At 44.1% G+C, this 25,422-nt stretch carries 22 protein-coding genes; 6 read left to right on the top strand and 16 right to left on the bottom strand.

Going from position 1 to position 25,422, the window contains the following annotated elements; translation table 11 throughout:
* Nucleotides 1–19: 19 nt before the first annotated feature.
* Complete coding sequence (locus HWN40_RS02825) at nucleotides 20–757, bottom strand: sulfite exporter TauE/SafE family protein (RefSeq protein WP_176964334.1); 738 nt, start codon at nucleotides 755–757, stop codon at nucleotides 20–22.
* Nucleotides 758–926: 169 nt separating this feature from the next.
* On the opposite strand from HWN40_RS02825, the gene HWN40_RS02820 reads away from it, so the two are divergent.
* The 3 genes from HWN40_RS02820 to cca all read left to right on the top strand — a co-directional run bounded on the left by HWN40_RS02820 (nucleotide 927) and on the right by cca (nucleotide 4,953).
* Complete coding sequence (locus HWN40_RS02820) at nucleotides 927–2,288, top strand: glutamate-5-semialdehyde dehydrogenase (RefSeq protein WP_176964333.1); 1,362 nt, start codon at nucleotides 927–929, stop codon at nucleotides 2,286–2,288.
* 38 nt (nucleotides 2,289–2,326) lie between these two features.
* Nucleotides 2,327–3,484: a glutamate 5-kinase gene (gene proB / locus HWN40_RS02815; RefSeq protein ID WP_176964332.1), complete on the top strand. Its 1,158-nt coding sequence runs from the start codon at nucleotides 2,327–2,329 to the stop codon at nucleotides 3,482–3,484.
* Between the two features lie 92 nt (nucleotides 3,485–3,576).
* Nucleotides 3,577–4,953, top strand: coding sequence for a CCA tRNA nucleotidyltransferase (gene cca, locus HWN40_RS02810; RefSeq protein ID WP_176964331.1), 1,377 nt, complete (start codon nucleotides 3,577–3,579; stop codon nucleotides 4,951–4,953).
* Nucleotides 4,954–4,955: 2 nt separating this feature from the next.
* Here the strand turns inward: cca and HWN40_RS02805 are convergent, their stop codons facing one another.
* The 8 genes from HWN40_RS02805 to HWN40_RS02770 all read right to left on the bottom strand — a co-directional run bounded on the left by HWN40_RS02805 (nucleotide 4,956) and on the right by HWN40_RS02770 (nucleotide 14,438).
* The gene (locus tag HWN40_RS02805) at nucleotides 4,956–5,801 is read right to left on the bottom strand and encodes a DNA-3-methyladenine glycosylase family protein (RefSeq protein WP_343044095.1); all 846 of its coding nucleotides are present in this window, start codon (nucleotides 5,799–5,801) and stop codon (nucleotides 4,956–4,958) included.
* Nucleotides 5,798–7,165: an ADP-dependent glucokinase/phosphofructokinase gene (locus HWN40_RS02800; RefSeq protein WP_176964330.1), complete on the bottom strand. Its 1,368-nt coding sequence runs from the start codon at nucleotides 7,163–7,165 to the stop codon at nucleotides 5,798–5,800. Before HWN40_RS02800 ends, HWN40_RS02805 begins: the two co-directional genes overlap by 4 nt.
* Nucleotides 7,166–7,169: 4 nt before the next feature.
* On the bottom strand, nucleotides 7,170–8,657 hold the full coding sequence (pfkC, locus tag HWN40_RS02795) for an ADP-specific phosphofructokinase (protein ID WP_176964329.1): 1,488 nt from the start codon (nucleotides 8,655–8,657) through the stop codon (nucleotides 7,170–7,172).
* A gap of 92 nt (nucleotides 8,658–8,749) precedes the next feature.
* Entirely contained in the window at nucleotides 8,750–9,883 is a 1,134-nt protein-coding gene (locus HWN40_RS02790) for a WD40 repeat domain-containing protein (RefSeq protein ID WP_176964328.1), read from the bottom strand.
* A 309-nt stretch (nucleotides 9,884–10,192) separates the two neighbouring features.
* Nucleotides 10,193–11,134: an N-acetyl-gamma-glutamyl-phosphate reductase gene (argC, locus tag HWN40_RS02785; protein WP_176964327.1), complete on the bottom strand. Its 942-nt coding sequence runs from the start codon at nucleotides 11,132–11,134 to the stop codon at nucleotides 10,193–10,195.
* A gap of 91 nt (nucleotides 11,135–11,225) precedes the next feature.
* Nucleotides 11,226–12,572: a WD40 repeat domain-containing protein gene (locus HWN40_RS02780; RefSeq protein WP_176964326.1), complete on the bottom strand. Its 1,347-nt coding sequence runs from the start codon at nucleotides 12,570–12,572 to the stop codon at nucleotides 11,226–11,228.
* 207 nt (nucleotides 12,573–12,779) lie between these two features.
* Nucleotides 12,780–13,964, bottom strand: a complete 1,185-nt coding sequence (gene argJ / locus HWN40_RS02775; protein WP_176964325.1) for a bifunctional ornithine acetyltransferase/N-acetylglutamate synthase — start codon at nucleotides 13,962–13,964, stop codon at nucleotides 12,780–12,782.
* A 9-nt stretch (nucleotides 13,965–13,973) separates the two neighbouring features.
* Entirely contained in the window at nucleotides 13,974–14,438 is a 465-nt protein-coding gene (locus HWN40_RS02770; RefSeq protein ID WP_176964324.1) for a CBS domain-containing protein, read from the bottom strand.
* Between the two features lie 107 nt (nucleotides 14,439–14,545).
* On the opposite strand from HWN40_RS02770, the gene HWN40_RS02765 reads away from it, so the two are divergent.
* Nucleotides 14,546–14,872, top strand: coding sequence for an antibiotic biosynthesis monooxygenase family protein (locus HWN40_RS02765; RefSeq protein WP_176964323.1), 327 nt, complete (start codon nucleotides 14,546–14,548; stop codon nucleotides 14,870–14,872).
* Between the two features lie 215 nt (nucleotides 14,873–15,087).
* Here the strand turns inward: HWN40_RS02765 and arsB are convergent, their stop codons facing one another.
* The 7 genes from arsB to HWN40_RS02730 form a co-directional block, all read right to left on the bottom strand.
* A complete protein-coding gene (gene arsB, locus HWN40_RS02760) occupies nucleotides 15,088–16,266 on the bottom strand; it encodes an ACR3 family arsenite efflux transporter (RefSeq protein WP_176964322.1) in 1,179 nt (392 codons plus the stop codon).
* 197 nt (nucleotides 16,267–16,463) lie between these two features.
* Nucleotides 16,464–16,961: an arsenate reductase ArsC gene (locus tag HWN40_RS02755; protein ID WP_176964321.1), complete on the bottom strand. Its 498-nt coding sequence runs from the start codon at nucleotides 16,959–16,961 to the stop codon at nucleotides 16,464–16,466.
* Between the two features lie 20 nt (nucleotides 16,962–16,981).
* Nucleotides 16,982–17,443, bottom strand: a complete 462-nt coding sequence (locus HWN40_RS02750; protein WP_176964320.1) for an arsenate reductase ArsC — start codon at nucleotides 17,441–17,443, stop codon at nucleotides 16,982–16,984.
* Nucleotides 17,444–17,647: 204 nt separating this feature from the next.
* Nucleotides 17,648–18,196 (bottom strand): ferredoxin domain-containing protein, encoded by a 549-nt coding sequence (locus tag HWN40_RS02745; RefSeq protein ID WP_176964319.1) that lies wholly within the window; start codon nucleotides 18,194–18,196, stop codon nucleotides 17,648–17,650.
* Between the two features lie 107 nt (nucleotides 18,197–18,303).
* Nucleotides 18,304–19,344: a CobW family GTP-binding protein gene (locus HWN40_RS02740; protein WP_176964318.1), complete on the bottom strand. Its 1,041-nt coding sequence runs from the start codon at nucleotides 19,342–19,344 to the stop codon at nucleotides 18,304–18,306.
* Between the two features lie 105 nt (nucleotides 19,345–19,449).
* Nucleotides 19,450–23,235 carry a PAS domain S-box protein gene (locus HWN40_RS02735; protein ID WP_176964317.1) on the bottom strand — a complete coding sequence of 1,262 codons (3,786 nt, stop codon included), beginning with the start codon at nucleotides 23,233–23,235 and terminating at the stop codon, nucleotides 19,450–19,452.
* A 141-nt stretch (nucleotides 23,236–23,376) separates the two neighbouring features.
* Nucleotides 23,377–24,561: a PQQ-dependent sugar dehydrogenase gene (locus HWN40_RS02730; RefSeq protein ID WP_176964316.1), complete on the bottom strand. Its 1,185-nt coding sequence runs from the start codon at nucleotides 24,559–24,561 to the stop codon at nucleotides 23,377–23,379.
* Nucleotides 24,562–24,761: 200 nt separating this feature from the next.
* Between HWN40_RS02730 and HWN40_RS02725 the strand changes: the two genes are divergently transcribed.
* On the top strand, nucleotides 24,762–25,100 hold the full coding sequence (locus HWN40_RS02725; RefSeq protein WP_176964315.1) for a winged helix-turn-helix domain-containing protein: 339 nt from the start codon (nucleotides 24,762–24,764) through the stop codon (nucleotides 25,098–25,100).
* Nucleotides 25,100–25,384, top strand: coding sequence for a carboxymuconolactone decarboxylase family protein (locus HWN40_RS02720; protein ID WP_176964314.1), 285 nt, complete (start codon nucleotides 25,100–25,102; stop codon nucleotides 25,382–25,384). Before HWN40_RS02725 ends, HWN40_RS02720 begins: the two co-directional genes overlap by 1 nt.
* The last annotated feature ends 38 nt before the right edge of the window (nucleotides 25,385–25,422 follow it).

Below are 25,422 nucleotides of genomic sequence, written 5' to 3'. Positions count from 1 at the left end.
AATTCATGGGAATGAAAATTCAGAGAATAAAAATAAGCCCGTCATAAATAAACTTCAGGCTCACCAGCCCGATACAGATCAGCACAAAAGTCCTGAACTTCTTCTGAGGTATCCTTGAAACAGCTCTCTTCCCGACAAAAGAACCAGCTATTGCTACAAGAAAAAGAACAGGTATATAATAGTAATACTCCTGTGGAAGATAACCGCTTGCAAAATAGACAGGGATCCGAGAGATATCTACTGCAAGTGATATCGCTGCTGCAGTGGAGATGTAGACCGATTTTTCGAGATTATAGGATGTAAGGAACGAACTCCGCAGAGCTCCGCCAGTGCCAATCAATCCCGCAAAGAAGCCGGATATACTCCCCCCAAGCAAAGTGTTCTCTGTTGTCGGCTTCACTGACAGGTCGGGCCGGGATATTGAGATCACCACATACACCAGAAGAAATACACCGAGTATCATTTTCAATACAGACTGTGAGACATAGCTGACAAGAAAGGCACCGATAATAGTCAGTATAACACTGGGAATCCCGAACCTGATGATCAGTTCCCTGTTGAAGCCGTGTCTGAAGAAAGTGACCCTGCCAATATTTCCGGACATATGGAAGATGGCTACTAATATTAGAGCGGTTCTGAAATCAAAGAAGAACAGTGCTATTGGAAGAAAGACAGTGGATGAACCGAAACCCGCCATTGTCCCGAGAACCTCCGAGAAGAATGCGGCAATAATAAAGAGAATACCCGGCTCTGGCATTGAGATGATATTTGTGAATTAAAACTTAAAAGAGTTGTGAAACAAGAAAGTAGCATCATAATCGATAACTATAAAACCAAAGAGTAATGTGCAATATCACTATACTATATAATGAAGACTCTTAAGAATCCCATATCCCTCTTTTAAGAAACCCAAGGTGGTTCATTTCATGGCTCAGGAAATTGAAGAAAAGGTCATTGAGGCTAAAAAAGCATCCATTATTCTTGCAAGTGTCAATACCGGGACAAAGAATGCTGCTCTTGAAGCAATGGCACAGGCACTTGATGATAATCGTGATCAGATTCTGGCAGCAAACCAGAAGGACGTGGAAACTGCAGAGAAGCTCAAAAGAAAAGGCGAGCTTTCCCAGGCACTTGTGGACAGGCTCAAGGTCAGTGACAGCAAGATAAGCGGAATGATAGACGGCATCCGTGATGTCATTGAACTGAAAGACCCGGTTGGTGAGACCATCGCTGCACTTGAACTTGATCAGGGACTGGAGCTCTTCCAGGTAAGTAGTCCGATTGGGCTCATAGGCGTTATATTCGAGTCCCGCCCCGATGTTGTTCCACAGGTGATGTCACTCTGTCTTAAAAGCGGGAATGCCACCATATTCAAGGGTGGCAGCGAGGCACTCAATTCCAACCGCGTGATATTCGATCTGTTAAAAGAAGCTGCGGAATCCGTAAAAGGTATGCCTGCAGGCGCATTCCAGCTCATGGAAACAAGGGAGGAGGTAAATGATATCCTGAGCATGGATGCATATATCGACCTGCTCATCCCCAGAGGATCCAATGCCTTTGTAAAATACATGCAGGATAATACCAAAATACCTGTCCTGGGTCATGCGGATGGTATATGCCATGTATATGTTGATGAAGATGCAGACCTTACAAAAGCATATGATGTCTGTTTTGATTCCAAGGTCCAGTATCCCGCAGTATGTAATGCAATGGAGACCCTGCTTGTCCATGAGAAGGTAGCTGAGAAGTTCCTCCCAACAATGGCGAAAAGGTTTGATGAAGCAGGTGTGGAGATGCGCTGTGACGAGCAGTCCTATTCGATCCTTGAGATGATCGATTTCCTGAAGAGTATTCTCAGGGCAACTGAGGAGGACTGGAGTACGGAGTATAATGACCTGATACTTTCCATTAAGATCGTGGAGTCCATGGAAGAGGCCATCGAGCACATCAATACCTACGGTTCACATCACACAGATGCAATCATCACAGAGAACAAGTTCAAGAAGAAGGATTTCACAGATCTTGTGGACTCATCCAGCGTTATGATCAATGCATCCACAAGATTTGCAGACGGTTTCAGGTATGGAAAGGGTGCTGAGGTCGGCATCAGTACCAATAAAATTCATGCCAGGGGACCTGTTGGCATGGAAGGTCTGCTTATCTATAAGTATGTACTTGTGGGTGATGGTGAGAGGGTTGCAGATTACGCAGGACCCGAGGCCCGTAAGTTCACCCACAGGAAGATCAACAGGAAGGCCTCGGACGTACTTGACACTACACTGGAATAAATGGCTATCAGAAACAACTTCAGAACAGAGGCGTATCTTTGATCGACCGGAAGGATATCTTTGACGATATCGATAAAATCGTAATTAAGATCGGTACCTCTTCCATCAATACAGAGGAGGAAAAGCTGAATCACCCTTTCATGGACAATATCGCTTCCCAGGTTGCCGCTCTGCATGAGATGGGGAAGAAAGTTATCCTTGTTAGCTCCGGTGCCATAGGAATCGGCATCGATATGCTTAGCTTTGAGAAAAGACCGCGGGAAATTCCGGTAAGACAGGCCTGTGCAGCAGTGGGACAGAGTGTGCTCATGCAGGAGTGGAGCAATTCTTTCTCCAGACATAACCTCAAGGTCGCGCAGATCCTTATTACATACGAATCATTTTCCAGCAGACTCACTTACCTGAACCTGAGAAACAGTATATCCACATTGCTCAGCTATGGCGTGATCCCTATAATCAATGAGAACGACCCGATCTGCGTCAATGAGATCGAAGCTACCTTCGGCGATAATGATAAGCTCTCTGCTATGGTGGCAAGCAAGATCGAAGCCGACCTTCTGATAATACTGTCAGATATCGATGGCCTCTATGACAAGAACCCAAAACGGAATCATGATGCAAAGTTCATAAGTGTTATAGAGGAGATCACACCCGAAGTGGAAAGCTATGGAGGCAGTCCGACCAGTATGAAAGGGGTCGGAGGAATGAGAACGAAGATCGAAGCTGCCAAGATCTGCCATATGTCCGGCTGCAACATGGTAATTGCTAACAGCAATGTGGAGAACGTTGTTAAAAATATCCTGGATGCCGAGGAAATAGGCACTCTGTTCGTTGCCAATGAGGAAATCCATAAGAACAGGATAAGATGGATACTGCTTTCAAAAACATGCGGATCGGTTGAAGTGGATACCGGTGCAAGGGATGCCATTCTTAACAGCATGAGCCTGCTGCCCTCGGGTATCGTTAATGTGGAAGGTGTTTTTGATCGGGGAGATATCATAGAGATAAAATGTGATGGAGAAACCTTTGCCAAGGGAATTACAGACTACACTTCCGGGGAACTGGAAAAGATAAAGGGCAAGCACACAAACATGATAGCCGATATTCTTGGTTATAAGAACCACAACCATGTTATCAAAAAAGAGAATATCGGGCTTTTTAATGGGGAAAATAGTCAGGAAAAGTCCCAGTCCTGATTTCACAGAGAATTATACACTTAGCAGCAGCCCGGCTTATCTTTATTCACACATAACCTGGTATCTGAAAAACAATATCAACTGGGAGAACCATGACCGCAGCAGATAAACCTGGAGAGGATATCCAAAAGGAAGTTCTGAAGAAGATCAAGCCTTCCGATGAGGAGAAAAGAAAACTTTTCATGGTAGTGGATGAACTGCTCGAAAAAGCAACTGATACTGCCCGAAAAATGGATATCGACATTGGCAGAGCAATGCTTGTGGGTTCTGCTGCCAGAGGAACGTGGATATCAGGCACCCATGATCTTGATATTTTTATCTCATTTCCTGAGGAGACCAGCAGGGAGGAACTTGAAGAATCCGGCCTTCTGATTTCAAGGGAGATCGCAAAAGATGCGGAGGCTTTTGAAGAGAGATATGCCGAGCATCCGTATCTTAATATGAGATACAGGGGATTCGACGTGGATCTGGTGCCATGCTTTGCGGTCAACTCGGCATCCTGTATCAAATCGGCAGTTGACAGGACACCCTTCCATAACAGTTTTGTAAAAGAACATATAGATGAACTCCAGGATGAGGTACTGCTGTTAAAACAGTTAATGAAGGGTACAGGCGTCTATGGTTCCGAACTTCGCACCCAGGGATTTTCCGGCTACCTTGCTGAATTACTGATAATCCACTATGGTTCTTTCAAGGACGTTGTCTCAGACGCATGCGAGTGGAAGCCCGGAATGGTCATCGATCTGCTGGGACATGGGACCGCTAAGCATGAAGAGCCTCTTGTGGTCGTCGACCCCACTGACCCCGGGAGAAACGTTGCTGCTGCACTTTCAGTTGACAAATTTGCCCGCTTCATTGAAATATGCAGATCATATCTAGACAGGCCTTCACTGGAATTCTTTTTTCCAAAACCGCAAAAACCCCTGAATGACGATGAAATATCCGGAATCATAGAAGAGCGTGGAAGCTCCTTTCTGGCAATTGTCTTTAAGACTCCGGACCTTGTCGAAGACGTCCTGTATCCCCAGCTTGATAAAATGGAAATAAGTGTGAAGGCACTTCTTGAGCAATATGAGTTTACCGTAATAAATAGCGGCACATGGTCAGGTGAAGATTCTGTTGTGGTTATAGAGTTACTCTCATCAGCTCTCCCTCTGGTGAAAAAGCATCATGGACCCCCTATATGGGTACGCGATCATTCACAGGGTTTCAGGTCCAAGTATGAAGGAGCAGATGAAACTTTTGCACTCTACATTGAGGATGGAAGATATGTTGCGGATATCAGAAGGAAGTTCCCCACTGCAAGAGAAGTCCTTGAAAACAGGCTGACGGACTGTTCCATGGGTAAGCAGCTTTCAAAAGCTGTGAAAAAAGAACACATGATACTTGAAAATAAACAACTCTGCAATATCAGAGATGCTGATTTCCGGGTGTTTATGAGAAAGTGGCAAAAAAACGGAATTCCATAAACTCAAAGCAGGCCTTCCTGTCTTTTCTGGTAAAAGAAGTACTGCTGTGCATATCCACAGTATCTTCCGAAATACATACGACCCCAGTTACCTATCTTGCTTTTTGTAACAACACCGTTGAAGTAATCCTGATTTCCGTATATGGTCCTTACAACCTTTTCCACATGAGTATCAACCGGGAAAGCCTCCATTTTCTCAAACGCAAAAAGGAGTATGCAGTCCGCAACCTTTTCCCCTATGCCTTCAAGGAACATCAGCCTCTGTTTTGCAGCATCATAATCCATTTTGAAAATGTCATCCAGCACAAGGTTCCCTTCCTCCACATGCCTTGCTGCCTTTATAACACGTCCGCCCCTGAAACCAAGCTTGCAGGCCCTCATGTCCTCGTCACATGCATGTATAAGTGAAGCAGGATCTGGAAAACTATAGTAGCCTTCCTCTATTTCCTCCCCGTAATTTTTGCACAGCATGGAAATACCGCGTTTGATATTGGGAATACTCCAGGCGGTTGCAAGTATATAGGATATGAGGCATTCCCATGGATCCTGTCTTATCAGACGCAGACCCCTGTATTTCCTTATAGCTTCATCCATGAACTCATCCTTATTGACCTCCTGCAGGATTGTATCGAGGTCATCGTCAAAGCGGAAATAATTCTCAAAAAAAGACTCTGGTAATCCTGAATCCACCAGAACCTCACCGCTTTTTGGATCCTGCTGAAGGCGTACCACATCACCGTTGACCACCCCTGTCCACCAGCCGTCGATATAATCCCATCTGAAAACCTGGCCGCAATCAAGCGTATATTCCAGGTTGAAGTTCTCACGGAAAAGTGTGTACATTGTCATGCTCTAAGTTCGAGTTCTCTTAAGAATATAGCGGAAGAGATCGTGTCTCCAAGTCCTACGGTTGCTACCGGCTCAGCGCAGATTCGTGTCGGAACGGCACATATGGAATATCCCCGGTATTTCCTGAAAACAGAGTATCTTCTTGTAATGTCATACTCACCGGGAGGGATGTAGTCGATGATCTTCTGCATCTGCTTTTTACCGGTCTTACTTTCACTTATACTGGAAGCGATCTGCAGAAGTTCTTCCCGGCTGTAGAGTTTACCGTAGCATGCAAAAGTTGCAGCACAGTCCACCCCGAAGTGCAGTGACTCAAGTACCTGCTCCGCTTCTGAGCGTGTATCTGATGACACCGACAAAACAAACTCGTGTGTATGAACCTGTAGCCTTTTCTGACCTGAAGCTTTGCACAGGGACACTGCAGTTTCAATTATGGCTCTTGAATCCATTTCAAGAATGCCCGCAGCATCCAGTTCATTCATACGGGCCAGTGTTGCGAGCTCATCCTCGTTCAATCCGATATTATCAACAACCGGAACCAGACTGTTGAACACATCATTTGCCATTTCTTCCGATTCAAAATGTCCCAGCTCAGCATGGATATGCAGGTGTTTGTTTCGCTTTTTCCACTCACTCAGCTGTTTTATTGATCTGTTAAGCTTTTCCTTATAGCTGCTCCCGTCAGGATACTCTTCTCTGAGCAGATGATAACCCGAGATAAGCGCCCCGTCCATTTCATTTATATGTTCAAGAGCATAGTTCCTGAACTGTTCATCGATGTGAAGTTCCAGATTTAGCGGATCATAGCTTGCAATGAACCTATTCTCTCTGGGTACTGATATCCCATTCCCGGAAAAAACAAAGCTGTCACCCTGTTTGAAATCAAAGACAAAATGTATCAGCTCACCTTCATCGCCAATATGTTTTGCCAATATTTCCTGATCCCTGCTGCTTACTGCTTCACCTCCATCTGGAATGTATATTGCCCTTTCCGAGAAAAAAGACATCTGCAACTCGGATGGATTTGCCACATTTGGAACCACCCTGGATGCGCCGAGTTCAGAGAGGACATTTGCCATAATACCCATATTGCCGCCCATCCTCATGAACGAAGCTTTCAGAAAGTTAGTCCGAAGCCAGTTGAATACCTCTTTGTCCCGAATCAACCATTCGGCACCGGTTCCATGCCTCATGCATATAAAGAGCCCTGCAAAGAAATCAGGTATAGAAGATATATGACCCGGAGGATCTTTCATCTTCTCAGCTATTTCCTCCTTATATCCTTCAGCAATTTCGGACATCTTCTGACCGTCCACCTTATAGATGGCATCGATATTGGCATTATAAGCGCAGAGAATATTCATGCATCTACTCCGGGCATTTCACTCTGCCCTTTTCTTTGATCTTGGTCAGCATTGCAATAAAAGTTCCTGCCGAGATAGCATCCCCTATGCCTACGGTGCCAACAGGGTCTTTTACTACTTTTGTAGGTACGATCACGAGACTGTGTCCAAGAGCATTTACACACCCGTTCTCGAAATCTTCCATGGTGCAGATACCCTGCCTTACAAGATACGAGGCCAGGCTGTACAGATTCTCATATCCCTTTTCATAAACAGGAACCCTGAGACCTATTTCCGCATCTTCTATACTGCTGATACCGCCTGTTGATGCCTGGGTAGCAGCAAGTATTGAAGCAAACAGAAGTGCTTCCCTGTAGTCCTCCACATCAATCGGGCTTTCCTGTGATACAAGGGACATGAAGTGGCCGAGCGAGTGTATGTTGACTACCTCCAACTCAAGCTTTTCAAGGAGTATGATCGCACCTTTGTAAAGGGCAATGACGCTATCCTCATCTTTACCCATGGCATCGTAGGCCAGGCGCTCGTAACCCAGTACATTAAGGGCATTGGCAACCTCGATCGTATCAAGGCCAAGAGAAGTTACATGCTTTTTCACTATATCGGTCAGTATTGCTTTTCGGATAACCTTGTTCTGTATGGACGTGAACTCAACATGGATAGGCATGTCGGGATTACACTCTTTGAGGGATTCGATAACATTGACAGCCCTCTCAACATAGTGATGATAGCTCAGGCCATCTCCGTAATCCTCCCTGATGATCTGATAACCTGCAAGTATGGCTCCGTCGATCTGATCCCGGATCTGGGGAAGCTTCTCGTATATCTTACTGTCCATATTGATCCGTAGCCAGTCGGGTCTGGATGAGACAATAAGACGGTTGTCCCTGGGCACTTTGAAGCATTCCCCTGCACAGCAGACTTTGGTTCCCTTTGAGTACTCTATTATCCAGTTCACCTTGGGCTTTTGCTCACGGTCCCGGATATGCATGGGGTGTCTTAGAATTAGTTTTCCGTCCTCGATGAAAGGATATTTCAGGTTGGGTGAATCCACGAAGTATTCGGCCTGCTCCCGGGATAACCACGGCACATAGGTGATAACGTTGTTCAGTCCCAGGTTTGCCAGCAGGTTGGACATGATGCCAGCCTGTCCCCCCATCCGGGCATAATCAAAGACAAGATTGTCCATGAGCCAGTCATGGATATCAGTAGTATGGGTTGGCACTTCCGCAGCCTTCCCGTCACGCATTGAGATTACAAGCCTCGCCATGAAATCAACCGGATCATCGATCACACGGGGATACTCCACAACCCTCTTCTGGATGGAACCGCAACCAATGATGCCCACAAGCTTCTTCATTTCCTCTTCTTTTATGTGCTTGATAGCATCGATGTTACTATTATAGGCTACGAAAACTCCCCTGATATCGCCCAATGAAGCTTTGATATTCTCAAATGCTTTTGCGTATTTCTTCTCCCAATCTTCTATTTCCATAACTCACACCCGGTGAATATAGGATATGACTGGAATTTATATATAAAGATTGGATGTGAGTAGAGGGATTAAATGGGTAAACGCATGGATACTTATTCATAATAAGCATCCAATATCTCTTCAAAATCATAGATAAAGACCATTCCTGAGTTATAATCGGGCTGTATAGTATACTCGGAACCTCTCTTTACTACTAATGCTATTACAACATACTTTCCATCATCTGAGAACGTACCTGATGAGAATGAATCTACAAAATCAATTTTTCGATGTCTGCTACTCACAATCTTTCTTTTCGACTCGATATCCCATACGATAAGCCTGGAATAGTCCATAGCCATGATATACTTTCTATCCCTTGACAATGCAGTGCTGTCAGGTGAAAGTTCCAATCCCCTCAAACGGTACAGTTCCTCGTAAGAGTTTCCATCCCAGACAATTACCTCACTGCGATAAATACTACCTGCCGCAAGGATATTTCCATCATCAGAGAATTGAAGGTCAGCAACCGCCCTTTCCTTTATCGTCCTGACAATCTCTTCATTTTCCAGATCAAAAACAACTATTCTGTCAGGGTTGATACTGTTGTCAAAACTTGCAACCAGATATTTTCCATCAGGTGTGAATGTGATCGAGGTTGCTTTGTAATTATCACTTGTAATTGAATTCACAACTTCGCCAGTTTCAATATCCCATAAAGTTATTGTACAACTCTCAGGGTTTGCAGTCATTTCCGTACAGGCAGCATAGGTAGTTTCGTCCGGGGAAATAGCGGTATCTTCTATGAGAATATCGTTTATCTGATGAGTTCTGAAAGTTCTGCTTGCAACACCTATGCTATGTGTCATGTTGTAAAGTGTCAGATGTGATGCTGTCATTCCGCCATAATGCGGATGATTGCTATTGGAACCTACTAAATAGTAGTTTCCTGGTTTAGAAAACTCAATGTCTACAAGATTGTAGTATGGTTCACGTTGTTTTACAGTAGCACCGCTTTCATCATTCATAACATGATAACCATAGAGTAAGTCGAGATCCGCTGTATCCCATAGGTTTACTATCCCAAGTGTGCTGCTTACAACAAATTTTCCATCAGGTGAAATGTCTATATTTTTCACACCACTTCCAGCTACGAGTGATGTTTTATAGGGCTCAAACTCGTCAAGTGATTTTGCTGGAGAGACAAAATCCCAGACATCTGTCATTACTCCTGGAACTATGGACATTAAGAGTAACAAGAAAATAATCGAAGCAATCTTCTTTTTGTATTCTGTCATGGTGATGAACTCATAAGTTGGTAACAAGTTTCAAATATATCAATGGAATTTGAAAAAATATTACAGGAATATATAAAATCAATGAATCATATTTATTTTTATCGTATTGATTGAAACTGGGTTTAAAAACAGATATTTCCCCTATTTAAGCAACAAGATTGCCAGATAGACATAGCTGAATTTTCCTTTCAACTGGGGGATTCTATAATTATATATTTGGAATCTACCTAAATGATAATTCCAAAAACACAACCGGCCTCACAAAAGACCGGTCGTCTCATCCATGCCAAGCATGATGTTCATGTTCTGTATGGCTGCGCCTGAAGCACCTTTGCCCAGATTGTCAAGACGGGAAATCACCTGTATCTGCTCCTCGTTGCCGTAAATGTAAAGGTCCAGATAGTTTGTATCATTGCTTCCCTGCACATCAAAGGCATTATCCACCAGATCCTCTGTCTCATCAACTACGTGAACACGGATGAATATGGAATCTCCATAATATTTCCGGTAGAGCTCATACAAGGCCTGTTTTGTAACTGATATTTCCAGATCCTTCACGGACAGAGGCAATGTGACCGCCAGTCCCCTTGGAAAATTAGAAACTACCGGCATGAGAATAGGATTCACCTTTAAACCGGATTGAACCATGATCTCAGGCACATGCTTGTGAGTAAGACCCAATGCGTATTGCCTTGGTGCTTTGTAGGCCTGCAATTCTGTAGTTTCATAGGTTTCGATCATTTTCTTCCCGCCACCGGTGTAGCCGGTGATCGAGAACAACGGGACAGCTGTTTCCTTTGAAATGATGCCTTCCTCTACCAGTGGATACAGTGCAACGATAGATGCCGTTGCGTGGCAGCCGGGGTTGGAAACCCTGCTTGCACCGGCCACCTTTTCCCTGTGTGCGGCGGAGAGTTCGGGTAATCCGTAAGCCCATGAATCATTGATACGGTTAGCTGTTGATGCGTCGATGATCTTCGTGTTCGGATTTGTGACCAGACCCACGGTATCTTCGACCGCTTCATCCGGAAGGCAGAGGAATACCAGGTCAGCCTCGTTGAGCAAATTCTTCCTTAGTTCCCTGTCATGGCGCTTTTCGTAGGGAATTTCCAGAATCTCCACCTCTGGATGGTTCGCCAGACGTTCATTTACCAGTAAGCCAGTGGTTCCATGCTGTCCGTCCACGTATATTTTGTACATTGTCTTCCTCAGATACCCTAACTATTGTATTGTTATTCTATATTTCGGCCCTGAAATGTTTTTCATATTTCAAAAAAGATACATGAAACCACTACTTTTCAGCTTTCTTTCTTCGTATCGGGGCAATAAAGAATATTATGAAAAAAACCAGAATAGAAGTGACAGCAAAAGCTATTCTGGTGATATAAAAAAGTGTATCCAATGTATCCTCTATATACTCATTTTCCTTTATATCCTGAAAGTCCCAGAGAAAAACAGCATCACCGCTTAGCATTGTACTATAAACCTCAAAGAAAATTCCATCTTCATATGCATTTGAAAATGCCTTCTCAGCTGATTGATAGTACTCCGAACTCTCAAAAAGGTCGCCACCGTTTGCAAGATAAGTCATATTTGGAGAAAAAGAAACACAATCAAGCCAATAAGCATTTGAGCTCATAGAAAAGTCTGCAATCTTTTCCTCGGTATCAACATCCCATACCAGCAGATTGCCATCGTAAACAACTGCAACATATTTCCCATCTGGAGAAAGGTCATATGAAACAAATGAATCAGCCATCCCATACATTTTAAAGTCCCGATATAGATTTCCATTCGTAGAATTGAATATTTGTATTGAATTCGTATTTCTGGAACGACCTGCAAATATACTTCCATCATTTGAAAATTGAATCTCTTCTAGAGACCCTGTGTTCAAACTAAAGCTGGGAGTTTCATTTTTCCAATCCCAAAAAATGGTTTTTGAGGGTTTTTCATCGTTAAGGTAATTCACAGAAAGGTAACGACCATCTGGAGTAAATGCTAATGAGGATACCTCGTCATTGTTACTTTCCAGAGATACGATTGATGTTTGCGGCAATATTGACCAAATTTTAACAATGTTAGTTCCATTTGATATATCATTGCTAAAAGAAGCTGCATAGTACTTTCCATCAGGAGAAAATGCTACACTTGTTACTACATCATTTTTCATATAGTGTTTTAGATATTCGCCTGTTTCAACATCCCATAAGTAGACCTCGGATATAGAAATTCCAGGGTTGTCACGTTCACGGTATCCTATAGCATATGATTCAAAATCAAATAGAGTCCCTCCTGTCAGAACATACTTTCCATCAGGAGAGAATTTTACAGAATACACATGTGTTTTGTCATGTTTACCAAGAAGAGCCATTAAACGCTCTTTTTCTGTTACATTGTTAGGATCAGATATGTTCTCTCCAGTCTCGAGATTCCAGATAAGGATATCTCCATAATAGTCCCCAATTACAAGGAACTTTTCATCAGGAGAAAAATCCATTGTATGTACATTGGTTATAGATGGATAAGAAACCTTGATCGGGACCGGTTCATTTGTGGCAGACACCTGAGGTAAGAATGTTATGATGATGAATAAAAGGGATATAAGTATGTAAATTGTCTTTTTTTGAGAAAACATGATAACTATCCAATTATTGCTGTCAAATCAAAGTGTCTATTAGGTTACCAATCATATTAAAATAATTACAACAGCAATTAATAGAATCATTATATATATTTTTCTAAATTGGCTCAAAATAATAAAGAATAGAGTTTGAAAAAGGAAAAAAAGCAACAATGTAAAAAGAACCTCAGAGGGATTACTCCCTCAGATCACGAATAAGTATTAGGTCGTATACTCGGCATTGATCCTGACATAATCGTACGTCAAATCACAGCCCCATGCAGTCGCACTCTCATGTCCCATACCGAGGTCGGTTATGATGCATATCTCTTCCTTAGCCATAATAGATTTGAGCTGTGACAGACTTTCCTCATCGTTCCTGACAACCTGACCGTCCTTTACAAGTTCGACAACCTCGGTTCCGGCTGAGAAGGAGAGAGATACCTTCGTCTGGTCCATATCGGCACCTGAGTAGCCTGCTGCCACAACGACACGTCCCCAGTTGGGATCCTCTCCGAAGATGGCGGATTTGACCAGCGGGGAGCGGACTATCGACTTGGCGACAAGGCGGGCATCTTCCGAACTTGCTGCACCTGTGACCTTGGATTCTATCAGCTTGGTGGCTCCTTCGCCGTCTATGGCTATCATCTTGGCAAGCTCGGTGAGTACGAGGTCAAGACCTGCCTGAAGGTCGGTTTGTTCGGGAGTGATGCCGGACTGTCCTGTGGCTGTCAGCAGTACCATGTCGTTGGTGCTCGTATCACCGTCCACCACTATCATGTTGAAGCTCTTGTCAACTGCAACTTTCAGGCACGACTCCAACACATCGGATGATACTTCTGCATCCGTGTAGACGAAGGCAAGCATGGTACCCATATTCGGCTCGATCATACCTGAACCCTTGGCGATACCTCCAATGCGGACACCGGACTCCATCTCGATGGCAACTTCCTTGGGGACTGTGTCGGTCGTCATGATCGCGCGGGCTGCTTTCATGCTTGCATCTGCATCCTCGCCCATGGATTCCATGACCTCATCCAGATGATTGCTGATCCAGTCTGTATCCAGTTTACGTCCCACAACTCCAGTGGAAGCCACGCCTATGACTTCTTCATGGACACCCAGTTTTGATGCAAGTATGGACGCCATGGTTCTGGCATCATCAAGACCCTGAGTACCTGTGAAAGCATTTGCATTGCCACTGTTAACGATCAGTCCGGCTAGCCTGCCGTTCTTTGAGATATGCTCCCTAGTTACCACCAGCGGAGCTGCAATTACCTTGTTCCTGGTATACACCCCGGCAGCATTTCCCTCAGCCTGAACGACCGCCATTCCCATCTTTGTGGGTTTGATACCGCCGGCACGTACGCCTTTTACCGCACAGATACCGCCTTCAATGAAATTCATATAATCCCTTTACAGTTTACCAAGTCCGCGGATGATATCTCCGCGTGTGACAATTCCGACAAGTTTCTCATCCTCGACCACAGGCAGCCTGTTGATCTTGTGCCTTGTGATGCTTTCGGAAGCCTTCTCAATAGTGTCATCGGGAGAGACTGTGTACACCTTTTCCTTCATGATATCTGCCACAGGTTGTGAGCCTACATCCTCAAGCATGCGTTTTGTGTCCTCCCAGTTGATAAGTTCCCTGATAGGCACCTCGATGACCTCGAAAGGGCTGGGAAGCCAGAGTCCACCGTGTTCAGGCACTTCAAGCAGCCTGAGCAGGTCACCTTCGGATACGATACCAACCACTTTGCCATCTTCCACAACAGGAAGTCCGCTTATATCGTTCTGCTTAAGCAGACGTGCAACATCCCCGATAGTATCCTCAGGACTGCACATCACAACATCCGGATTCATCACATCTCTAACTTTCATGGATATACCTATTGCTTAATTCTATTTCAGCGTTGCCAGCCTATACTTAAACAACATTACCACAAACATTTAACTAAATGATACTTAGTATAAATAGGGGAATTATAATGGATGAAAGAGTCATATACTCACTCGGGATATGGTCTGTCAAAACCGGTAAGGAAGATGATTTTCTAAAAAACTGGAAAGATTTTGCTAATTGGACCATTCAAAATCAAAAAGGAGCTCGTAGTGTTATAATGTTGCAGGATTCAGAGCAAAAGAACAGGTATATTTCTCTTGGTCCATGGGATAATGCTGAAAGCTTGCAAGAATGGCGGAAAACTCCCGAGTTTAAGGATGCTTTTGTGAAATTCAAAGAGCTGTGTAATGAAATTGAACCACATACCATGGTAAAAGTTGTAGACATGTCACCTGAACCAGTTCAAAAATAATAATTTTCTTCAAATACTCGAACCTAATAAGAATTGCATTCAATCACAAATCTATAAGCCATATAAGTATGCCATCTAGGAAGATGCAGGGATTTTTTCCAACTTGACTCTAAAATCGCAGTTGACTAAATCCGCATACTAGCCTTTATGTAAAAACCAAAACGATATCCATTTTGTAGTTTTCTGGATAGAAATTTATAAACATTAAAGGACAGTCAATCAAACCATCCTTTCGTCCTCAGACAGAACCGCACCAGCATGAGCATCACGGGTACCTCGATGAGCACACCCACAACAGTTGCCAGTGCCGCCCCGGATGAGAGTCCGAACAGAATTGTTGCAGTGGCTATAGCAACCTCGAAATGGTTCGATGCTCCTATCATTGCAGAGGGAGCAGCGTCTTCATAACTGAGTTTCAACAGCTTGGAAAGACCATATCCTAGCAGGAATATGAAAACGGTCTGGATGAACAGGGGAACTGCAATCCAGAGTATGGTCAGCGGATCCGAAAGGATCACCTCGCCCTTGAAACTGAAGAGCAGAACCAGTGTAAGCAGGAGAGCAACAATGGTTACCGGTGTGAGCAGGTGTACGAATTTCGTATTGAACCATTCCTCACCCTTTGTCCGTATAATCAGTTTTCTGGAAACGTAACCTGCAAAGAGCGGCAGTGCCACATATATCCCGATGGACAGTGCAAGTGCCTCCCAGGGAACCGGAAGCCTTCCCACACCCAGCAGGAAACCGCCCAGAGGACCGTAGAGCAGGAGCATTGCAAGGGAGTTTATCGAGACCATAATAAGAGTGTGCCCGTCATTGCCTTTTGCCAGATAGCCCCATACAAGTACCATCGCGGTACAGGGTGCGATACCGAGCAGGATACAACCTGCAAGATAACTGCGCCAGAGGGGAATCTCCAGCATTTTTACACCATCGTTCATGACAACGGTACCCTCACCGTAGCTCGCTCCCACAGGCAGGTCAAGACCCAGGGGCATCTTAACAAGGTCGGTAGCTTCGGGGCCTATAAAGCCAAGGAAGACCGTTCCAAGGAAGAACAGAGAGATCGCATACATTGTGAACGGTTTTATCGCCCAGTTGATGAAAAGGGTCAGGCTTACAGGCTTGATGTTCTTCCCGGCCCTGAGCACCTCACCAAAATCAATTTTCACCATGATCGGATACATCATGAAAAACAATGCAATGGCTATGGGAATAGAGACAACCGGGGCATCACCCACGTATATTGAAAGACTGTCAAGATAGAGTGCCAGATCCGGGGCGAACCTTCCAAGCAGAATTCCCCCGATGATACATAGAATCACCCAGAGAGAAAGATATTTTTCAAAAAAGCTCAGTCCCTGGGGTTCCTTGGTTACACATGCTTCTGCCATAGGATTTTCCTCATTATTTCCATTTCACAAATTATCACTAAGTATATACTTCAATGCAATTATCAAGTATTTCAAATATATTTGAAACAAAGACCTGCAAGAATATAAAGATATGCATACTTACAAAAGAAAAATATTCAGTAAGAGATGTAGAATTTATAGATACTCGATTGCTTCAAGAAACACAGTAATTATGCCTAAGCAAAAGTAAGAGATAGCCAGTCTTTTATCTCATCCCTTACATGCCGGAAAACCTCAAGCTGTTCTTCCTCTGACCCGACAGCATCGGCGGGGTCCCTGAAGCTTTTGTGAATGACTTCTTTTGCCTGAGGCTGCCCGACAGTTTTTGCCGGCTCATCAGGAAGTTCAAGAGACGTGCTGCAGACGGGGCAGTTCTGCCTGGCCCGGTCACAGACAGTGATAGCAATATCAAATACCGTATCCTTAAATTCTTGTGTGGCTTTGGATCGGTGGGTGGAGATGTCAATACCAATCTCCTCCATAATCTTAATAGCCCGTGGATCAACAATTGTAGCCTCGATACCGGCACTGTAGACTTCATAACTGTCACCGTACATGGATCTTAGAAGACCTTCGGCCATCTGAGACCTTGCGGAGTTGTGATAGCACAGAAAGAGGACCTTTTTCTTTTCCTGCAGCTCTGGACTTACTACTGCATTTACATTCTTTTGCATGACAACACCTGGAGATATGATCAGTGATTTCCCTTAATATCGGATGTTGTTTCTTCAGCAAATTCTTCTACTCTTTTCTTAATGGAATCCCTGAGAGTACGTGCCTGTTCCAGTTTCTCGTCATCAGTACCTGTGAAGGATTCTGGATCCGGGAAAGGCCAGTTTAACTGAACAAATGGTTTTGAGAACAAAGGACATTCCTCTTCATGTGCTCTGTCACATACAGTGATCACATACCTGAAATGCCTCCCTTCTTTGAAAAGATCCCATGCTGACTGGGGTTTCTTTTCGCTGAGATCAAATCCCTCCTCCTCCATAACCTTCAGGACAAAAGGATTCAGACTGGTTGGTTTATATCCTGCACTTTCAACTTCAAACCTGTCCCCTCCAATCCTTTTTAAGTACTCCTCAGCTATCTGACTCCTTCCACTGTTATGCACGCAGATGAACAGTACTTTTGTCTTATCACTACTAGATGCCATAAGTTCATTGTGCCAAAGCAGGAAAGATAAACTTTACCTATAGAGATTATATAATCTATTGTCAGCCACATACTTCGCAGATGTCCAAACGACTATCTACCTTGTAGACGGCATGTCGACCGCCTACTTCGTAGAAGGCTCATCGACCATTCACCTTGTAGATGGTCTATCGACCTTCTAGTTCCTAGAAGGTCTAACGGTCACCTACTTTTTAGGCGACCTATCAAAGAATATGTTCTTTCCTTTGACACTCAACGGAAGAGCCATTGCAACATCCGCATCCATCATATCAAAATAGCATGCTGCTGCTCCTGCACTGTACAGAATACGGTTATCAACACAGAGGTCCTTTGCTTTTGCAGCTGCACATCCCACTGCAATTCCAAGGTCCATATACTTGATCATGCAATGCGGGCCTGTGAACTCAACTTTTACCTTCTTAGTATCAAGCATTTCCTTACATGTCTCAAAGCCACAGGCTCCGCAGTCGAGCCCACTTGCACCGGATGATTTCAAACCGATGAGAATTAGTGAATCAGCATCCCTGACATTCTTTGCATCCCTTATCAGGAACTTCAAACCTTTGATCTCGCTGAGCTCTTCCATCTTATCTGCAAGTTCGTTCTTCTCACTTTCATCCAGCATACAGGTTACGATATCATCAATACCCTTGCCCTTTGGTGCGGTCCTTGCAGCAACAAGTATTGTCTTTGCGAGCGATTCCATTACTTCGGTTTCAGCGTTCAGTTTCATGAAAAATAGAATGAGAAACTCCTATTTATGCCTTAAGATGAAAAGATTCTCCGGCAATTGGGCCGGAGATTCAAAAATACCGGATTGACCTTATTTTAATTTCCAGGTTAAAGGCTGATAGGAGCTGAGCCTGATGAAAGGTCTTTCTTATCAAAACCAATACCTTCTTCTGTTAGTACTTTCTGAATTGCCTCATCAATAATACCAACAAGAGTGTCCTTTGGTACAAGGGTCACGGCTGACAGGAATCTCAGGTGCTGTTCGCCATCAACTGATTCATCGAGAATCTCCACAAAAGGCTCGCCATGTGCGGATGTAAGGTTTGCCTTAATCAGTCCTTCCCCGAATTTCATGGTCATCTTCACATGACCTATGAACTCAGGGTTTACTTCCTGAAGTTTCTCCTTAATCTGGGACAGCAGATGTACAAGGATATTTGTTACCCGGTCAGGGTGCAGCTCATCGGCATGCAGTGAATACTCACCGGAATAGTTGCCAACATCTGACATCTCAATGGAGTTGAGGTTGCTGCCCGTATATGCTGCGTGGCTTTCACCTGCAAGCAAATCCAGGAAACGCTGGAAATTGGCATCTTCCTTCTTTGCAGAGAATTCAACCACCAGTGCATCGGGATTTAACTGGAGAACCGTCATTGTTGATTTAGCTATGGTTTCCGCGTCCACCAGGTCGATCTTGTTGATGCAGACAATCTCTGCTTCCTTTATCTGGTTGGCTATAAATACCGGAATCTGGTCCACCTCCATCTCGATCCTGCTTGCATCGACCAGTGATACCACCGGGGCAAAGCTCAGATCCTCAAGGTCCATGAGCTCTATATGTTCCTTGATCTGCATTGGGAAAGCAATGCCGGTTGGTTCAATGATAACGATATCAGGATTGTATTCCTCCACCAGGGTTTGCAGCGTGAATTCCATGCTGATCCTGAGTGAACAGCATATGCAACCACTTGTCAGCTCTTTTGTAACAAGACCAGAATCGGAGATAGTCTCTCCATCTATACCCACTTCTCCTATCTCATTAACTATGATAGCTATCTTGTGTCCCCTGGAAATAAGGTGTTTTCCAAGGTTTCTTAAAGTCGTGGTCTTTCCGCTTCCCAGAAAACCGCCAATGATTATAACTTTCAATTATATCAGCCTCGATTGCAATAAAATGAATATAGAAAAGGTGCCGGTGATTTTATATCATTTTGACGCCCGGCAGAATCAGCTCCTACCTCCATTTATAAATTATCATTCACTGTCGGATGAGTCATCGTTTTTTAGGGGTAGTAAGATATGGAAAGTACTTCCCTCTCCTTCCTGACTCTTGACCCATATATTGCCTTCGTGGTCCTCGATGATCTTTTTGCATATATACAGACCCAGACCGGTTCCACCATACCTCCTTTTTACAGAAGCGTCCACCTGGTAGAATCTCTGGAAGAGATTTGAGATCTTGTCTTCGGGAATACCTATCCCGGTATCTCTGACATATATGTGCAGGGAACCGTCATCCACTTCCGCACCAACATCGATCCTACCACCCTGCGGAGTGAACTTGATCGCATTATCGATCAGGTTGATCATCACATCCGTAAGTTTGTCCTTATCGCCCCTTATCAGTGGCAGGTCTTCCTCAACATACTTATTGATCTCGATGTCCTTTTTCTCGGCTTGTAAAGACAAATCCTGTATCGAATTGTCAATAACATCGGATATCATGAGATCGTCAAAGGAATAGGAGAGCTTACCGGCCTGTGCCCTGCTGATATACAGGAGAGAATCCACAAGTTTGCGGAGACGTTCGGAATTGCGGATAACGGTATCAACTGCTTTTTTCTGCTGTTCGTTCACCGGGCCGAGCGTACCGTCCCATATTAACTGACTGTAACCCTGTATGGATGTTAGCGGGGTCTTGAATTCATGGCTCACATTGGACAGGAACTCATCCTTCATCAGGTCAAGGGATTTTAATTCCTCGTTAGCCTGTGACAGTTCGGCATTGGCCTTTGAAAGGTCCCTGTTTGCCTGTGCCAGCTTGGAAGCAAATTCACGAAGAGTATCCTCTGCCCTCTTTTTCTCCATCATCTGCCACATTCCTTCCATAAGGAGTGTAAGCTGCCTGACATCGGCCTGATCGTAAGGATCTTCCTTGTTACCTACACCGGCAACACCCACCACTTTTCCGCCTTCGATGATTGGAACGCTCATATAGCGTTTCATCTTTATATGACCCTTAGGATAACCACGTTTGAACTTATTGGAAGCCTCGTAATCGTTGACTATGATCGGATGTTTCTGACGGACAGGTTCTCCCCACAGACCGGTGGAATCAAGAAGATAATCAAACTTCTTCTCCTGTTTCACATTGCAATCCGTCATCACGTTCTTTGACCAGGAATATATGGACAGTACAGTTCCTTTCTCATTAAGGAAGGCAAGATATCCCATCCTGCTCTGTGTCAGTTTCACGGCCTCTTCCTGTACGAAATCGGCTATTTCCTTGAAGGTTTTATCTGTCATCTGGTTGAGCCTGAGAAGGGTTTCAAGCCTGGACTCGTCAAGACGTAATGCCTCTTCAGCTTTTTTGCGGGCAGAGATATCTGCAAAAATACCTATGCCACCAAGGAAAGTACCATTGTGCGCAATATTCGGGCTGTAGTCAGCCTTGATGAAGACCTCTTTGCCACTGATTACTGTATGATACTCACCCTCGAAGTGACCAGCCTTTCTTGAAAGAACATCATTGATCGCCTTTTTCATCTTTGGGTCTTTGATCTGTGTGACCATATTGAAGCCGATGATATCTTCTTTGTCTTCCAGGCCTATAATTTGTAAAAACTTCTCATTACAATGGGTTACCATTCCATTCTGATTGAAATTGAAAATACCCAGAGGAGAGTTCTCGAATATAAGACGGAATTTCTTTTCGGCTTCAAGAGCAGCTATTTCAGCTTTTTTACGCTCAGATATATCTTCAAATACCCCAATTCCGCCAAGAAAAGTACCGTCATCTGCTATATTCGGACTGTAATCAGCCTTGATATTGACGGTAATATCAGTTGAAACAGTATGATACTCACCCTCAAAATGTCCGATTTTCCTTGAAAAGACATCTTTGACTGCTTTTTTCATCTGTTCATCTACGATTGAAGCAACCAGATTGAAACCTATGATATCTTCTTTCTTCTTAAGTCCCATTATTTCCAGGAACTTCTCATTACAGTGTGTTAGCATGCCCTTTTCGTTAAAATGAAAGATGCCAAGAGGAGAATTCTCGAAGATCAGGCGGTATTTTTTTTCATTTTCAAGAGCAGCTTCTTCAGCTTTTTTGCGTTCAGTGATATCCTGTAATGCTCCGGTGACACTCACGACCTTACCATTTTTTGTTACTGGATTTCCGATAGTCCTAACCCATTTATGTGTACCTTTAGCTGTGATCAATTCCAATTCAATGTCGTAAGGTTCGCCTTTTTCTACAGCATCATGGACAGCTTTTTCAATAATTTCTCTTGACCCCGGGGGGTAGAAACTTAATCCAAATTCAACATCTGTAGGTGTTGAAGAGTCTAATTCATGAATTCTAGCAATTTCAGGTGTCCATGTCCCCTTGCCAGTTGATGCATCAAATTCCCAGCCTCCTATTTTGGCAATCCTGCTGACCTCAGTGAGAAGAGCTTCACTCTTAACAAGTTTTTCTTCAGCACGTTTACGCTCAGTGACATCTATTATTATACCCTGATAGTAGGCAGGCTCCCCGTTCTCATCCCTTATAAGGTAGGACCTTTCGGTCACCCATCGCGGCTCTCCTGACTTTGTCAATAGGCGGTAATCCTTTGAGTAATAGAATTTCCCTTCGATCTCCAGTTGTTCAGCAGAAGTCTTTACAATATCAAGATCATCAGGATGGACAATATCCGCATAGGTCAGCTCTCCGGATGTGAAATTTTCAGGGATATAACCGAACTGAGCTATGTTCTCGGATATGAACTCTATTGGCCAGTCTTTTTCCGCTCGCCAGAGAACAGCAACCACCGGACTTCTCTTGTATATCTCTTCCAGTCTTTCAATGGATTTGAACTGGTCTCTCAGTTTCTTGTGGCTTATCTCCTGCTGGGAGGTCTTACCAACTGTCCCGATCATCCCGGCGTATGAGCCATTTTCATCGGTCAGGGGTAGCAGGACCCCACTGTGATAGACATACTGACCATCCGGTTTTATGAAAGGGAAGATATCATAACTTTTCGAACGCAGGTTTTCCTTTGCAAGGTTAAAAAGCTCAATGAAGCTTAGTTCCTCCTGATTTACCTGTCTTGGTACGAACTTGTCCAGTTTTTGTCCCAGAACATCGTCCTTTGAGAAACCGGAGATCGCTTCCATACCTTTATTGAAATATACAATCCTGTCGTACCTGTCAACAGCCCAGACACCGGTCCATATATCCTCGAGTATGTTCTCAGGAAAGCGTCTTTCACTGACAAGAGGTTTGCATGTGGAAGAACTCTGGAGAAGGGTCCATATACCTTTTTGTTTTACTACCGTACCGTCATGCATCTCTATAATATCAAGTATCTCGGACCTTGTACGGGCCTCAAGGAGGAATGCGAACAGAGCAATGATATTTTTCCTGCGTATGATATCAATGCCCTTCTTCTCAAATTCCATGAATCTCTTCCAGGAGTCCTCACCCACTATCGTGAACTTATCAGCGATCCTGAGCCCGCTGAATCCACCGGAAATAGCCGTATCATGTATTTCCTGCCACTTCCTGAGGGTTCTTTCGGATACGGGACCTTCATCTGCAATATAGCATTCCGTACAGGGCATTATTATTAGCTGGCCGCTCCGGAGATAAGAATCTACATCAATACCTTCGTCCCTGAGGAAATTTTCAGCACTCTCGCGGGTGATCTGTCCTGAAACCGCCCAGATACAGCATTCATTCTCTTTCAGACCTGCATCCAGAAATGCTGCTACCACACTCATGAATTCTTCAGTGGTCTCGTAGAGAAGAGAAAAGTAATTCCCCTGAGGCATGTCACTTACAAAATCAATGTTTGAATTTATTGTATCGACCCTGATGCTATGACCCCGCAAATACTGTAACTTCCACTATTAGTTAATAATCATATATTATATGTATCTAAGCACCAGAATAAATTATCAGGACTGAAACCATCAGCCTTCATAATATATCCTGTATATCTTCCCGGCATTATCATCACTTACCAAAAGCGAGCCGTCCTCTGCTACAATAACATCTACCGGTCTGCCGATAACTGTTTCATTCTGTCTCAACCAGCCTGTGGCAAAGTCATTGACACCCAGCGTATCCATATCAATATTCACTATCTTGTATCCGGTGGGTACTTCCCGGTTCCAGGACCCATGATAGCATACGAACAGGTCACCCTGATACTCTTCAGGAAACATATTCCCATCATAGAACGCAAGACCTAGAGGGGCGGAGTGTGCCTGCAGATCAACCAGACTCGGGGTCCTGTTCTCACAGGGATTTCCGGTCGAGTTGTTAGTATCAAACTCGGTATCATGGATATTCTGACCATAACAGATAGGCCATCCGTAGTCATTACCTTCTTCGATCAGGTTGATCTCATCAGGAGGAAGATCATCTCCAAGCCAGTCACGTCCGTTGTCCGTGGCATACAATTCTCCGGTTTCCGGATGGAATACCATACCCACGGAGTTTCGCAATCCACTGGCAAACACAGTGCAGTTGCTCCCATCAAGATCACATCTGGTTATGGCAGCCCGGCGCTCATCCTCTTCATAACAGACATTGCATGAGGAACCCATGCTCAGATAAAGAGAATCGTTGTTTACCTTCACCGTTCTCGTGGAATGACCACCGCTTGGTAGATCATCGATGAGGACCTCGGTACTATTGGCATCTGCCCTAAGATTATTATCATCATCCCGTACTCTGATCACACGATTCTCTTCTGCAATATAGAACCAGCCATCCGAGTAGTCCAGACCATGAGGGTAATTCAGTCCTGAAATGAAAACACCGACCTCGTCGGCTTCATTGTTACCATCCCTGTCAGGCAGTACAGCGATCAGTTCCCTGTTAGGTATTGATACGTATACCACTCCGTCCTTCTCAAGTAACATACGTGGTCCGGGGTCGGGACCCGGGTAGGATACCAGACTGCTTCCCAGATTGTCAGCATAGGTATCTATAGCAAAACCAGGAGGAAGAGATATATCAGCGGTTCCGTCAGACCCCGCTGAAGGACGCACACCCAGATAATCATAGGCTACAAAAGCAAGGATAATTACAAACACTAAAATAAAAAGTAAGCTCCACCAAAAACTCCTGCCTGAAGAATCGTCTAGCATCTTATAACCCCGAATTTTGCTTAATTAAAATTGGTTCTGAGGGAATAAAAGGGTTTGGTGAATGGTTTTATATGATTGCCAAAAAGGTGCTTTCGATTACAGCATGCCATAGCGACTAAAAACCATAATTATAAATAATTTCAAGTTTCTCTATTTTCAGTAAATACTGAAAGTTGAAATATAAGGAACAGGTGGATAATATGACAGGAGAAGACCTTGCAAAGAAAAAATACGAATGGATGAACAAAATGGAAAAGGAAGGAAGAATGAAGTCTAACCCCAGCGAAGACCATGCCATAGGACTCAGGACCCTTCAAAATCCGGCACGTCGTAAAATACTCGGGATGCTTAAGGACTGTCCGCTCTGCATAGAAGAGATCGGTGAAAAGTTGAATATCAGCAACACACAGGCAAAGTTCCACGCAGATATGCTGGAGAATGCACTATATATCGATAAAGTAGAGAACAGTGAACCCACAGTTTATCAACTATCCCCCCGGGGTGAAGCTTTTCTAATGAATGTGGAGGAGAGCAAATAATGACCATACAGGATAAAGCCGATGAGATCGACAGGAAGATCGGCTTTTACAGCATGAAAAAAGCTATCATGCAGGATGGAGCTATTGACAGGAGAACAAAGAAACTCCTTGCAGTTGCGAGCGCGGTTGCTGTGGGTTGTGACACCTGTTTTTCAACAAACCGGAAATTTGCAAAGGAAGCCGGTATTTCAGACGAGGAAATCGAGGAAGCAATATTAGTTGCCTCACTGATCAGGCTGGGTTCGGGGCTGAATTATACGTGGAAAACGATAACTGATGAGTGACGAACATGCCAGATTAGATAAATCCGCATAACTTTTTT

The sequence above is a fragment of the Methanolobus zinderi genome, from assembly GCF_013388255.1.
GTDB lineage: Archaea > Halobacteriota > Methanosarcinia > Methanosarcinales > Methanosarcinaceae > Methanolobus > Methanolobus zinderi.
This window is presented reverse-complemented; position numbering and strand designations above follow the sequence as displayed.

Excerpts from the sequence above, each read along its gene's own strand:
- HWN40_RS02825 (WP_176964334.1), bottom strand. The coding sequence starts at position 757 with ATGCCAGAGCCGGGTATTCTCTTTATTATTGCCGCATTCTTCTCGGAG.
- HWN40_RS02820 (WP_176964333.1), top strand. The coding sequence starts at position 927 with ATGGCTCAGGAAATTGAAGAAAAGGTCATTGAGGCTAAAAAAGCATCC.
- cca (WP_176964331.1), top strand. The coding sequence starts at position 3,577 with ATGACCGCAGCAGATAAACCTGGAGAGGATATCCAAAAGGAAGTTCTG.
- HWN40_RS02805 (WP_343044095.1), bottom strand. The coding sequence starts at position 5,801 with ATGACAATGTACACACTTTTCCGTGAGAACTTCAACCTGGAATATACG.
- HWN40_RS02800 (WP_176964330.1), bottom strand. The coding sequence starts at position 7,165 with ATGAATATTCTCTGCGCTTATAATGCCAATATCGATGCCATCTATAAG.
- pfkC (WP_176964329.1), bottom strand. The coding sequence starts at position 8,657 with ATGGAAATAGAAGATTGGGAGAAGAAATACGCAAAAGCATTTGAGAAT.
- HWN40_RS02790 (WP_176964328.1), bottom strand. The coding sequence starts at position 9,883 with ATGTCCATAGTTCCAGGAGTAATGACAGATGTCTGGGATTTTGTCTCT.
- argC (WP_176964327.1), bottom strand. The coding sequence starts at position 11,134 with ATGTACAAAATATACGTGGACGGACAGCATGGAACCACTGGCTTACTG.
- HWN40_RS02780 (WP_176964326.1), bottom strand. The coding sequence starts at position 12,572 with ATGTTTTCTCAAAAAAAGACAATTTACATACTTATATCCCTTTTATTC.
- argJ (WP_176964325.1), bottom strand. The coding sequence starts at position 13,964 with ATGAATTTCATTGAAGGCGGTATCTGTGCGGTAAAAGGCGTACGTGCC.
- HWN40_RS02770 (WP_176964324.1), bottom strand. The coding sequence starts at position 14,438 with ATGAAAGTTAGAGATGTGATGAATCCGGATGTTGTGATGTGCAGTCCT.
- HWN40_RS02765 (WP_176964323.1), top strand. The coding sequence starts at position 14,546 with ATGGATGAAAGAGTCATATACTCACTCGGGATATGGTCTGTCAAAACC.
- arsB (WP_176964322.1), bottom strand. The coding sequence starts at position 16,266 with ATGGCAGAAGCATGTGTAACCAAGGAACCCCAGGGACTGAGCTTTTTT.
- HWN40_RS02755 (WP_176964321.1), bottom strand. The coding sequence starts at position 16,961 with ATGCAAAAGAATGTAAATGCAGTAGTAAGTCCAGAGCTGCAGGAAAAG.
- HWN40_RS02750 (WP_176964320.1), bottom strand. The coding sequence starts at position 17,443 with ATGGCATCTAGTAGTGATAAGACAAAAGTACTGTTCATCTGCGTGCAT.
- HWN40_RS02745 (WP_176964319.1), bottom strand. The coding sequence starts at position 18,196 with ATGAAACTGAACGCTGAAACCGAAGTAATGGAATCGCTCGCAAAGACA.
- HWN40_RS02735 (WP_176964317.1), bottom strand. The coding sequence starts at position 23,235 with ATGCCTCAGGGGAATTACTTTTCTCTTCTCTACGAGACCACTGAAGAA.
- HWN40_RS02730 (WP_176964316.1), bottom strand. The coding sequence starts at position 24,561 with ATGCTAGACGATTCTTCAGGCAGGAGTTTTTGGTGGAGCTTACTTTTT.
- HWN40_RS02725 (WP_176964315.1), top strand. The coding sequence starts at position 24,762 with ATGACAGGAGAAGACCTTGCAAAGAAAAAATACGAATGGATGAACAAA.
- HWN40_RS02720 (WP_176964314.1), top strand. The coding sequence starts at position 25,100 with ATGACCATACAGGATAAAGCCGATGAGATCGACAGGAAGATCGGCTTT.